Annotated in this window: 9 protein-coding genes; 6 read left to right on the forward strand and 3 right to left on the reverse strand. The window is 49.3% G+C overall.

Going from position 1 to position 12711, the window contains the following annotated elements; all coding sequences use genetic code 11:
* Positions 1-1584 precede the first annotated feature (1584 nt).
* Positions 1585-2352, forward strand: coding sequence for a futalosine hydrolase (locus IEW26_RS14110; protein WP_373288476.1), 768 nt, complete (start codon positions 1585-1587; stop codon positions 2350-2352).
* Complete coding sequence (locus tag IEW26_RS14115) at positions 2349-3191, forward strand: 1,4-dihydroxy-6-naphtoate synthase (protein ID WP_188592835.1); 843 nt, start codon at positions 2349-2351, stop codon at positions 3189-3191. Before IEW26_RS14110 ends, IEW26_RS14115 begins: the two co-directional genes overlap by 4 nt.
* A 1147-nt stretch (positions 3192-4338) precedes the next feature.
* Here the strand turns inward: IEW26_RS14115 and IEW26_RS14120 are convergent.
* Both IEW26_RS14120 and IEW26_RS14125 read right to left on the reverse strand, forming a co-directional pair.
* Positions 4339-4977, reverse strand: a complete 639-nt coding sequence (locus IEW26_RS14120) for a pyroglutamyl-peptidase I (protein ID WP_188592836.1) — start codon at positions 4975-4977, stop codon at positions 4339-4341.
* A 364-nt stretch (positions 4978-5341) separates the two neighbouring features.
* Complete coding sequence (locus IEW26_RS14125; protein ID WP_188592837.1) at positions 5342-6334, reverse strand: Gfo/Idh/MocA family protein; 993 nt, start codon at positions 6332-6334, stop codon at positions 5342-5344.
* A gap of 244 nt (positions 6335-6578) precedes the next feature.
* Between IEW26_RS14125 and IEW26_RS14135 the strand changes: the two genes are divergently transcribed.
* The 4 genes from IEW26_RS14135 to IEW26_RS14150 all read left to right on the forward strand — a co-directional run bounded on the left by IEW26_RS14135 (position 6579) and on the right by IEW26_RS14150 (position 11807).
* Complete coding sequence (locus tag IEW26_RS14135) at positions 6579-8516, forward strand: helix-turn-helix domain-containing protein (RefSeq protein ID WP_229729848.1); 1938 nt, start codon at positions 6579-6581, stop codon at positions 8514-8516.
* A gap of 201 nt (positions 8517-8717) precedes the next feature.
* Positions 8718-9689 (forward strand): FecCD family ABC transporter permease, encoded by a 972-nt coding sequence (locus IEW26_RS14140; RefSeq protein WP_167434014.1) that lies wholly within the window; start codon positions 8718-8720, stop codon positions 9687-9689.
* A 44-nt stretch (positions 9690-9733) separates the two neighbouring features.
* On the forward strand, positions 9734-10756 hold the full coding sequence (locus IEW26_RS14145; RefSeq protein WP_188592918.1) for a FecCD family ABC transporter permease: 1023 nt from the start codon (positions 9734-9736) through the stop codon (positions 10754-10756).
* Positions 10757-10850: 94 nt separating this feature from the next.
* Positions 10851-11807, forward strand: coding sequence for an iron-hydroxamate ABC transporter substrate-binding protein (locus tag IEW26_RS14150; RefSeq protein ID WP_145403852.1), 957 nt, complete (start codon positions 10851-10853; stop codon positions 11805-11807).
* A 195-nt stretch (positions 11808-12002) separates the two neighbouring features.
* Here IEW26_RS14150 and IEW26_RS14155 read toward each other — a convergent pair whose 3' ends face one another.
* Entirely contained in the window at positions 12003-12425 is a 423-nt protein-coding gene (locus tag IEW26_RS14155) for a macro domain-containing protein (RefSeq protein ID WP_188592840.1), read from the reverse strand.
* Positions 12426-12711 lie beyond the last annotated feature (286 nt).

Below are 12711 nucleotides of genomic sequence, written 5' to 3' on the forward strand. Positions count from 1 at the left end.
GCATTGCTGTATTACTGCTGCTGCACTGAGCCATTACGGTCGGTGGGATCGTTGGTGAAATTCATGATTTACTTAGGTGCTGAGGTGCTGTTATCAGGAAAATCACCTTGAGTGAAGTTCGCCTGCTACCTGCGTGTTATCCATCACGAATACCCCCTTCGGTGAGGTTCACCTGCTGCCTGTGTGCTATCCATCACGAATACCACCTTCGGTGAGGTTCATCCGCTACCTCGGTGCTATCCACCACTTATATCACCTTCGGGGGGCCCATCTTATTACGTTCTTTGGTCTGCATTCCACCACCGTACTAACCGTACTATTATTAATAATACAGTTAATGTAGATTGTCAATATGTTAGATGGATCTATTTTCAGGTTGAGGAACAATATGTACAGGTATTCAATATGATATAATTGACATAAAGTTACGTGCAAACGCCTGGTGCTTGACGAGTGTACTCTGTAATGTGGGATAGGCTTTATATGTAGTATGCTATACGTTGTAACAGTAACCGATGGAAGAGCTGATGTAAGTAATTGATGTAAGAGAGAGAATCGTAGAAGCAAGGCATGATTGGCTTAGACCATGTGGAAGTATGAACAAAAAAAAGTTGCAATACTTTTAGGCTGGTTCATGTGGATGAGATCAGCTTTTCCAGCAAAGGTATGGTTTGGCGACTAACGTAATCTTCTGTTATGAGTGGTCTCTCACTTGTCCTTCTCGTACCCCTTCGTTATGATAAAAGGAACTAGCTTGGTTAAGTTGGGATGGGTTGAGTTAGGGTTACGCTGAGTTGGGCTGGGTTGGGCTGGGTTGGGTTACGCTTCGCTAAGTTTGATCCAAAATTAATTTCGAGTGTTTATTGTAATGTCCTGCCTAAGAGTTGATCTGAGCGTGGATTTCAAAGTAGATTTGAACCGCACCTCACAACGTTTCGAACCCGTCCACCACCCGCGCACATTTTTGTATTTTGTTTAGCAAAAGGTGGACACTATTTTATAATTAACACACCACAATCTCTAATCTACATATAGATCAATTTTCTTATAATATTTATTTTATATCTATATATAGAATTCGTATGACCTGCAGGGGTATAGTAGCTTTTTGAAAACATTGTCCACTCTTTGAAAGACAAAAAGACTAAATTTGTTCTTTTCCAATGGACACAGCCTCTTGTAATCCTCAGAATGTACGAATCATACAGCTTACAGCTGATAAATAATAACGTCTTGGTAAGGAGCATTCCTAATATGACTGAACAGCAGCCTGGTGAACGTAATAACAACAGCGTTACTCCCTCGGTTGAGGGCGGCAAATCCCCAGAGAGTAACGTTAACATGGATGTCTCAACAAATATTGTTAAGGGCACAATTGCTACTACTGATACTGATACTGACATTGATACAGGCATAGATACAGACACAGGTACGACTAAAGATACACATGCTGAAATGGTGATAATCACAGATTCGATTGCAGGTACAAATGCCGAAGCTGGTACAAATATCAGCTTGGACACATACGTAGGGGCGGAAGCAAGCAAGGGAGCTTCTGCGAACGCATCAGGCAGATCTTCACGTATACTGATTGTGACTGCAGTTGATGCGGAAAAGGATGCAATTCTTCGGGGGCTGGGCGACCATGCTGCGGATCACTTTGATGTGATTGCGGCGGGCGTTGGCCCTGCCTCGGCCGCTGCCGGAACTGCCGCTGCCCTGGCTTTTGCTTCAGCAGCGGCAAGTGCACCTAAACTGGCGCAGGGCTCCGCTGCGCCAGAGGAATCGGATGCGGCACAGGCCTCTGCCGCATCCTGGCCGGGGCCCGCACGCGGGACCGGCGACGGGTCACCAGCCTACAGGCTGGTGATCAGTGCCGGCATCGGCGGCGGGTTCCCCGGCCGTGCGCCCGTCGGCTCCCTTGTGGTAGCCGACGCTATGCTTGCAGCCGATCTGGGCTCGCAAACGCCAGACGGCTTCCTCTCTGTGGACGAGCTCGGATTCGGCTCGTCCCGTGTGGCGGCGGACGCGGAGCTTGCCGCACGCCTTCGCCATGAGCTGCAGCGGGCAGGGCTCGCTGTCAGCGGAGGCACTGCGGTCACCGTGTCCACGGCGACCGGAACTGCGGAGACGGCCGCGGAGCTGCTGCGCCGCGTGCCGGATGCTGCCGCCGAAGGCATGGAGGGCTTCGGCGTAGCAACAGCCGCGCAGCAGTTCGGCCTGCCGGTGCTCGAACTGCGCGGCATATCTAACGCGGTCGGTCCACGCAACCGCGACGCTTGGCGCATCAAGGATGCCCTGGATGCGCTCCAGGCAGCAAGTTCTATTTTACGGGAGGTTATAACATCATGAATATTGCTTTTTCCCCTTGTCCTAACGATACTTTTATCTTCCACGCCTGGGTGCATGGGTTGATTCCAGGTGCACCTGAGCTTGAGGTACGCTATGCCGATATCGATATAACAAATGGCCTTGCAGCCAGCCCACTCGGACCGGATATTCCGGAAGTCATGAAAATTTCCTATGCGGCACTCCCCTATGTTCTGGAAAATTACGCTTTATTACCCGCTGGGGGTGCACTCGGCAGAGGGTGTGGCCCTCTCGTTCTAACAGCTAATGGCACTACCGATCCTGCATATCTGTCTGGACGCCGGGTTGCTGTACCAAGCGAGCGTTCTACAGCCTATCTCTTATTCCGTCTATGGGCCGCACAAAATGTACCCGGCGGTGTAGGTGAAATTGTGGTCATGCCTTTTGATAAAATCATGCCTGCCGTCCGCGACGGTCAGATTGATGCTGGACTGGTTATCCACGAAGCACGTTTTACGTATCAAAATTACGATCTCAAACTAATGACCGACCTCGGCAACTGGTGGGAAAGCGATACGGGTCTGCCAATACCACTTGGTGCCATTATTGCTCGCCGTGATCTGGATGCTCAAGCTCTGGCTGGCTGGGCACGTGCATCGGTCGAGTACGCCTGGGCACATCCTGAAGAATCAAGACCCTATGTCATGGAACATGCACAAGAAATGGACCCGTCTGTAGCTGCTCAGCATATCGACTTGTATGTCAACGAATTCAGCGCCAATCTGGGCGAGGATGGATACGCTGCAATCACCGCTCTGCTCGGACGAGCCATGAAAGAAAAGCTGGTTCCCGAGTTCGACCTGAACCTGCTACGCATATAATTGCTGAGCTGAGCGGGGAAAGAGAGTCACTATGTAAAGTGCTGGTAAAGAGTAAAGAGCTGCATCCTTCGCAGAGCCAATGTGTTCAATCATTTAAACATATTTCATGGAGTTTTCGGGGTTCTGTGCCTGGGTCAATCCCATTCTGTTGTGTCTACCGCTAGCGATTCTGAGAGAGCTTATTTGTCCATTTTTTGTGGTCTGCCAAATCTAACGATCCCCAGAAACCTTATTTGCCCGAAAATCACTCTATTCGACCTCGATTTGGTCTAAATTACTGAAATAGCGTTCCTACGAATCGTTAGAATTTTAAAACCGCTAAATTAGGCTAAATAGCGTCGCTGGAGATCGTTAGAATTTCTCAGCCTGAACTCGAGACGCTATTCAGCTATTCAGCGCTTGGTTAGCTTACTGTATATGCTGCATCTTGCACCATTGTGTGCTCTATATTGATCGACCTGCATAATGCACTACTGTGTACTCTATATTGTTTGACCTACGCATTGCACCACTGTGCACTCTATATTGATTGGCACTGTGTATTGCCTCATTCTGTGCTCTATAATGATTGGCACTGCGCATTGCATCATTCTGTGCTCTATATTGATTGGTACTGCATATTGCCCCACTGTGTGCTGTATATTGTCACCAATGAGTACGTATACCAACGCTTATTGTGCATCACTATGTATTTATCCGTTGCATATCAAAGGGCAGTCCCTTTCGTCGGCTTTACGTCAACAGGACTGCCACTTTGTTTATGGTTATGAGGTCAATACATCTACGAGTAAGCTATTCTTTGCTCATGCTCTTCTGCCGCATTCTCCTTACTCTCCCTCTTACTCGTTGTATTACTCTTGTTCTGCTCCTTGTACTGTTCTTTGTATTGCTCTTTGTACCGCTTTTTGTACCGCTCCTTGTATTGCTCTTTGTACTGCTCTTTGTAGTATCTTTGCAGTAATCTTTGTATTACTTTACACTCACTTATCTCTTTTCCGGTATCTTCTCTTCTTTTCTATACCCTTCTCGTCTCTCCTCTTCCATTCAATTAACTTACATTCTATTCTCCTCCATTCCTTTACTTTACTTCACTTTACTTCACTTTACTTTACTTTACTTTACTTCACTTCACTTCACTTTACTTTACTCATCCTTCAATTTTCTTCGATTCAGATATTACGGTTTGAATCATGGAGTGTAGTGCGTCAAGCATCATGGAAAGCGGCAATGACGGGACAGACGGCGCCATAGCAGCCATTTCTGTTGAAGCCGGGAAGTGCACAAAGCCTGCCTGCACAGGCAGCTGCTCTATGCGAATGTAGTCCAGCACCCGATACATCGTGTTATTGCATATATACGTACCTGCCGTATTAGAAACAGCAGCGGGGATGCCTGCAGCCACCATATCATTGACCATTGCCCGAATCGGCAGAGTGGAAAATAATCCATCCGGACTTCCCGCCGTAATCGGCTCATCCACAGGACGCCGACCCTGATTATCCGCATAAGAGCCAGACGGAATATCTTTTACATTAATTGCAATGCGTTCTGGTGTTATCGCTGTTCTGCCTTTCGCCAGTCCACATGCAATAACGACATCCGGCTGAAAAGCCTTCATCTCCGCAATCAGCAAATCTGCACATTCATCAAAATGCACAGGCAGCAGCAAGGTTTTGATTACAGTCCTCTCCACTGCTTCGTGTTCCAAAGCCTGCATCAATGCTGCCGTTGGATTCACAGTATCCCCGCCAAACGGCTCAAACCCGGAGATCAGAAACTTTAACATTCACCCTACTCCCTCCTGATGTAAAATAACAACAACAAAACTCAATGCCCAGCGCCCCTTATACCACCACCTTGTCATAAGGCAGGGCGCCGTGTGCTGGGATCTGCAATTCCTCGCCATCATTCCTGAAATTCATCCAGTGTTGTCTGAAAACGCTGAAGGAATCCAATTTTACCGAATCTTCGTTCCAAGCATGAAGTTTCTCACAGGCGTACCGAGGACACGCCAAAGGAAAGCACGCAGCAGGGAAAGCACACAGCAAGGAGCAAAAAACGGCCATAGATTACACTTCAGCGGGTTTCAGCTATAGATGAACTTCAGCGGGTTTCAAGACACGCCCTGAACGCTGGGGATTATTCGCTCCTTACTCTGATTTGTAACGTAGTCCCCATTGGCGACGGACGGTGTCCATCAGCTTCATAATTTCGAGTGATTCATCAAGCTTCATGGTATTGCTCTCCGTGCGGCCTTGCAGAATGCAGCGTCCAGCCTCTTCTGCCTCAAATGCATAGCCGATGCAAGTCCGTTCATCCACGTACTTCTCAGGCTCTTCCTGGCCGTTCAGATGTAGGTATGCTTCCTTTCCCGCCAAGAAAAATGGTAGACGAATGCGGCCTTCCGTTCCATAAATAACAGCCTCATTGTTCAGATTCAAGCGAATGGCACCGTTCAACGAGGCGGAACGCCCTTCGGAGTAGGACAATAATACAGAGAACTGTTCATCTACACCGGACTCCCCGATATGCGCAGTGCTCCATACATGCTGCGGCTGCTCGCCAAAGATCATCGATGCAAAGGAAATCGGGTACACCCCCGCATCCAGCAGCGCGCCGCCGCCTAGATCAGGGTTAAGCAGACGTCCTTCCGGCTCCCAGCCGATACGAAAGCCAAAGTCTGCCTGTACCATCCGCACTTGTCCGATTCGTCCTTCTGCAATCCATGCACGTGCTTGAGCAATCGAGGGCAGGAAGCGGGTCCACATCCCCTCCATCAGAAAAAGCTTTCGCTCCCTTGCCGTTTCCACCAGCTGTTCCAGCTGACGAGAATTCATCGTAAACGGTTTCTCACAGAGCACTGCTTTGCCTGCTTCCAGACAAGCCATCACATTTTCCTTATGTACCGGGTGCGGGGTTGCCACGTAAATGATATCGATCTCAGGATCTCGCAGCAATTCATCATATGAAGCGTAAGCGTGTTCAAAACCATACTCGGCTGCAAACTTCTCCGCGCTACCTTCCGTCCGTGAACCGACTGCTGCCTTTATCGCATTTCCGGCATGCTCCAGATCTTTGGCAAACTGGGATGCAATCCACCCCGTCCCCATAATGCCCCACCGCACCTTGTCCCGTTTCTCCATAAATACACCCTCCTCAAAGAAATTTGCTGCTGCCGATCTATCACTTCAGAACATTTCATCCAGTCCAACATCGTATCTCTCTTATTTTACCAAAAAGAAGCACTCCCGTCAGAAAATGATGCTCGCGCGAGTTACATTTCATTTTGCGCAGCAGATTTGCTAAGATGGGTTAGAAACAAGCTGAGAATAAATATAGGAACGCGAAAATACAAAAAGGATTCATTCTCTGAAAGGAAGGTACGCCATGATCAGCAAAAGGAATATCGACCATAACCGCATACCTTCAGACAACGAGCTGACTGAACGCCCATGCGGCGATAATAATAAACGCTCCACCCCTGATGCCAAATCTGCTCTAATGCTAGATAGTGGCACTACTGAATATGCAAGCAATATCAGCTCTATCAGCACTTCAAACTCTTCTAAAACTGTCCGCACTAACACTCCTAAGACCACACCTTTGTCAACTAAAGATACGAAGACAATAGCTTTCACAGAACAGGGCAAGTCTGCCTCTTCGAGCTTGGACTTAAATAAAGAGCTTGAGCATTTTCTGAAGCATGGCTTGCTTGAGCTGCATCAAGCGAAGCATATTAACACACACCGGCCATTTCAGTGGCATAAAGCTGCACTCACACATCACACTTTTATATATATGCACCGCTTCACTGGCACCTTGAATGTTAACGGCGAGCCGTCCCGAATCATGCGTAAATCGGCCTGTCTGTTCACACCTGGGACATGCCTTGAACTTGTAGCTGATGCCGATCACGAGGCTGAGCTGTACATTATTGAATATGATCTGTTCCGGGCAATTGAGAAGACAGAAGCCAGACGTGTCTATGAACGTGAGCTGCATTCTCCTGTTACCGGACTGATTCAAGGACCTTTTTACGGCATTCAGCGTATTACAGCACAGATAACTGAACTCGCACAATCCGATCATGAAGCCGCATCTCGTGATATCAAAGCACAACTGCTGCTAACCGACCTGCTCTATATGCTCTGGCCTGAAGATAACAAGTCCGCTGCCGCTGAAGAGAATCGAAACAATCCCGAGGCGTGGCTAAAAACAACCCTTCAATACATGCAGCAGCATTACATGCATGAGATCAAGCTGGATACACTTGCTGAACTGGCCGGAATGCATCCGTCCTACTATTCGCAGCTGTTCAAAAGCCGAATGCAGAAAAATCCGATCGAGTACATCACACATCTGCGAATGAACCGGGCCAAAGAGATGCTGCTCACCTCCGATCTTCTCATTCGCGATATCGCGCGCGAGGTCGGTTACCGGGACGAGTTTTATTTCAGCAGACGCTTCCGCAACTATGCCGGATATGCGCCGACTGCATATACCAAACAGGTTCATCGCAACATTGTGTCCCTCTCCTACCCGTATACGGACCACTTGATGACCCTTGGCATTACGCCATGTGCAGCTCAGATTCAAGGCCATTTGCCGCACATGCCTTCTTCGCTCAAACTGCCTTTTCATGCCTATGAGCCTTGGGAGCAGGGGCGTCAGGCTTTTCTGGATGTGCATCCCGAATTGATTCTGACCAAGGATAATGCCGCAGCCAAAGCGATGGAGCATATTGGCGATGTCGCTCCCATCATTACGATTCCATGGAACGAAACGGACGTCTTCGGCCATCTGGAACGCATTGCTGCCATTGTGGATCGTACGCGAGCGGCTAGAGACTGGCTGGACGGGCATGAGCGCAAAGCCGATCGTACACGCAAAAAAATCAAGGAGCTTGCAGGCAGCCTTACGGTTGCTGTAGGCACATTGACCGCCAAAGGTCCACGGATGTACAGTCATCGCAACTTCGGTCATGTGTTCTATCGTACGCTGCAGCTCGCTGCTCCCTCGCGTATCCAGGCTGAACTGCACGGAAAAGCTCCTGGAGTCGGCTATAACTGGATGCCGTTTACACCCGGGGAGTGGCATGGTCTCGAAGCCGATGTGCTGGTGCTTGCGATAGACAACATGCATAATCGAGCAGCATTGCTGCAAAAATTAAAGAATGATCCGTTATGGAGCAGCCATCCTGCCGTACGCAACGGGCGGGTGCATCTTGTCGATTGGAGCGCCTGGGTTGTCTACGCGCCATATTCCATTAACATCCAGCTCGAGGAAGCGCTCTCGATGTTGACGAGCAGGCCTGTACTTTTGTAATCTAAAAAATGTCCATTTCCCAAATCTTAATTTATGCCATGTACGGGCCTGGATTAAGATTTTATAATATTCACTAATTGATAATGATAATCAATAACAACGAAAGATGTTATTTTTTATAAAGGAGTGACCCGTATCCAACATCCGGGACTGCCCCAGCGTCCAACTGCTGTTAAACGATCGGCATTCACCATTGGCCTGATGTTTTTGTCCGCTGCCGCCGTGCTGCTGATCAGTATGTTTGTTGCTATCTCGTTGGGAGCCAAAGGGTTAACGCTTGAAACGGTATGGACCGCCGTATTCAACTACAACCCTTCCATGACATCTCATCAGATCATTCATGAGCTTCGACTGCCGCGTGTCCTGGCTGCCGCTGTAATCGGAGCAGCCTTTGCTGTCGCGGGAGCGCTAATGCAGGGGATCACTCGCAATCCTCTTGCCGATACTGGCATACTCGGGATTAATGCAGGAGCAACCTTTGTCGTAGCGCTAAGCTTTGCCTTCTGGCCGGGATTACCCTATGGCTGGATTATGCTGCTGTCCTTCATTGGGGCTGTGCTTGGCACCCTGCTCATCTTCCTGCTCGGCATGGCTGCACCCGGAGGGCTCAGCTCCATCAGGCTGACCGTTGCCGGAGCCGTTATTGCCGCTATGCTCGGCTCATTAAGCACAGGCGTTGCCATTTATTTTGACCTGAGCCAGGATCTGGCCTTCTGGTACGCAGGGGGGTTTGGAGGTATCGAATGGCGCCATCTGAGGCTCATTCTTCCCGTGCTGCTGGTTACACTGCTACTCACCATGCCTCTCGCAAGGCGTGTGTCGCTGATGTCACTTGGTGAAGAGGTTGCTCTGAATCTGGGACTTAATCTGCGCTGGACCCGCTTGCTTGCCCTCGCTGCTGTCGTTGTGCTCGCAGGAGTATCTGTATCAGCAGTAGGCTCCATTGGCTTTGTAGGTCTGGTTATTCCACACATGTCCCGCAAACTGGTGGGTGTAGATTACCGGCTGATTATACCGATGTCCTCCCTTCTGGGCGCAATCCTGCTGGTGCTGGCTGATCTCGGGGCACGTATTGTGAATCCGCCTCAAGAGCTGGCAGTAGGGATCATGGTTGCTTTTGTCGGCGTACCGTTCTTCCTCTATTTGGCCCGGAAAGAAAGGAGGGCTTTGTAGTGGTAAAACGAAAATTTGCATCCGCAGCGAGCATTTTCGGCAGGATCAATCAAGCCTTCGATCAAGTCTCCCGGGGCAAAAGAGCAGTGATCATCAGTGCTGTGCTGCTCTTTCTTGCAATACTGGTCATCACCATTAGCCTGAATACAGGTACCGTGCGAATGTCACCCGTAGCTGTTCTGCAGACTTTTCTGGGACAGGGAAGTGAACAGGATCAGATCATTCTCTTTGATTACCGCCTGCCGCGAATACTCGTGACGGTGCTTGCGGGGGCTGGATTGGGCATCGCAGGTGCTGCTCTGCAAGGTATTACACGCAACGCCCTTGCTGATCCGGGTATTCTGGGTTTGCATGCTGGAGCTGCATTCGGGCTTATCGTGTTTGTCAGCCTTTCGTTCAGCATGGATACCTCTGTGGCTCTGTTGATTCCGATCTTTGCTTTTGCCGGAAGTGTCGCTGCCGCCCTGATCATCATGCTGCTGTCCTACGACAGACATAGCGGAGTGTCTCCGATCAAGCTTATTCTGGTCGGTATTGCTGTGGCCGCCGGATTCCATGCGCTCACCTTGTATCTGTCGCTGCGTCTGGATGAGGACACGTATTCCTTTGCAGCACGCTGGCTTGCAGGCAGTGTGTGGGGCCGCGACTGGATTCATGTCCTGGCTTTGCTTCCCTGGGTAGTGCTATGTATCGCCTATATCTGGAGTCGCTCCAAAACGCTGGACGCTTTCCATCTGGGTGATGCGGCTGCAACCAGCATTGGAACACCTGTCCGCTCAAGGCGTATTCTGCTGCTTCTCTGTGCTGTAGCCTTGTCCGCAGTGAGTGTATCCATGGCTGGAGGGATCGGTTTTATCGGGCTTGCTGCCCCTCATCTGGCCCGCAGACTGGTCGGGCCGATACATCGGCATTTGATTCCCGCTGCCGGACTGATCGGGATGGTTATTCTGGTGACTGCAGATACGGTTGGCCGAACAATCTTTGCACCAAATGTCATTCCGGCAGGTGTTGTTGTAGCCGCGATCGGTGCACCCTATTTTTTATACCTGCTGGTACGAACCAAATGATAGATGAAGATGAACCATTCGATACACTTTATTCAAATTCAATTACATTACACAAGATGAATCCAATAGAAGTTCAAGGAGAATGACAAATATGTTGAAGAAAAATCTAATGCTTTTGCTAACCATCAGCCTGGTGCTTGTACTTGCAGCCTGCGGGGCAGCCAAAACGTCCACATCTGGCTCTGATGCAGCAAACCAAAACACAAATACGAGCAGCTCGGCTGACAATGCCGACAAGACTACGGCTTCAGGTGAACCGCGAATTGCATCCATGTCGATTCACCTGACCAATGATTTGCTTTCCCTGGGCATCACCCCGGTCGGCTCCGTTATTGGCGGCGAAGCAAAGGGGTTCCTGTCCCATGTCGCTGACCTCCTGAAAGATACAACGCCGCTCGGACCTGTAAAAGACCCGGACATGGAGGCACTGCTTGCCCTTAAACCTGATGTGATCTATCTGGATGAGGAATTTTCCGGTGACGATATCGCCAAATTCGAGAAAATTGCACCTGTGCATGTATTCAACCTCGACAATGGCACTTGGCGTGATCATCTGAAGGAGATTGGCAAGCTGGTGAACCGCGAGCAGCAGGCCGAGAAGTACATTCAGGATTATGAAGCGGAAACGAAGGAAGTGAAATCTCTGATTCATAATCAGATCGGGGATGGTACCGTGATGGCGATTCGTGTCACGGCCAAGGAGCTGCGTGTATTCAGCACACGCCGTCCGATGGGTCCTATTTTGTACGACGACCTCGGGTTGACTCCAGCCAAAGGCATCAAAGAGATGGATACCGCCAAGCCGTATCAAGTCGTATCACGTGAAGTGCTGCCAGACTATGATGCTGATGCCATCTTTGTTGTGGTAAACTCGGATGATGAAGCACAAACGATGTTCAAGGAGCTGCAAAACAATCCGATCTGGCAAGGCCTGAAGGCTGTCAAAGCCGGGCATGTATATCCGATCGGGGCGCAGCCTTGGCTTGATTATTCCTCGATTGGCAACAAGATGGCAATGGACGAAGCGAAAGAAATGTTTTCTAAAAAGTAAATCAAGCTTTGCCTGACACCGCAAACAACAAAAAAACCTCGCTTTGGCAAGGAAACCGCGTTAACAAGACAGTGAGCATGATGCTCATGCTCCTGTTCAATAGGCATAGGGATGCAACACTAACGAGTGTTACAGCTCTCTATGTCCTGCGTTTCCCTTATCAGACTGAGGTTTTTTTATTTTTTATCCTAATCATTACACCGCACATACAACGATCTCAATATCCATATCTGCAAACGTATTCTGAATAATGATGCTAACCTTCTCCCACTTCAAGCGGTCCAGCCCGCAGCCGATACGGGGCATAGCCAGCCGGGTAATCCCCTGCTCTTCACAGACTGTCCGCATGGACTCCACTGCCTGGGTTAATGACAAATACGTCGGTTTGTTGGAGAATTTAGCTTTGGTAACCAGATTCAGCGTCCGTCCAACCGGATAACATCTGCCGATCTCCAGCGGCTCCTGCCCGGCCTGCTCCTGAAGGGATTGCAGATCAAACTTCTCCCGAAACTGCACAGCGATTCCTTTGCCCATCCGTGCGTCAGCCGATATGCAGTGTGCCAGGGAATAGTCCTCCTCCAGTTCAAACAAATCCTGCTGCCGTTCATCAAACTGCATGTAATATCAATCCTTTCCTGCGATGTGGATTATACTCCACCACTCCGTTTACTAGAACTTTTGGTCGTCCTGCAACCAAGCGAGCTACACTTCATGTATGACACTGTAATCATATACTTTTTGCTGCACATCCTTTAATGCATGTACTGTCTGACACATGGAAGTTCAAATTACCATTACTTTGCTATATAAGTTGAACTATTCATTTACACGGTAACGGAGGGGACAGAAAAAACCTGAAAAAGCGGATCGGTCGCCTTTATCACCGGATTTTCCCCTTTGGAAA

It is taken from the genome of Paenibacillus silvae (genome assembly GCF_014639235.1).
GTDB lineage: Bacteria > Bacillota > Bacilli > Paenibacillales > Paenibacillaceae > Paenibacillus > Paenibacillus silvae.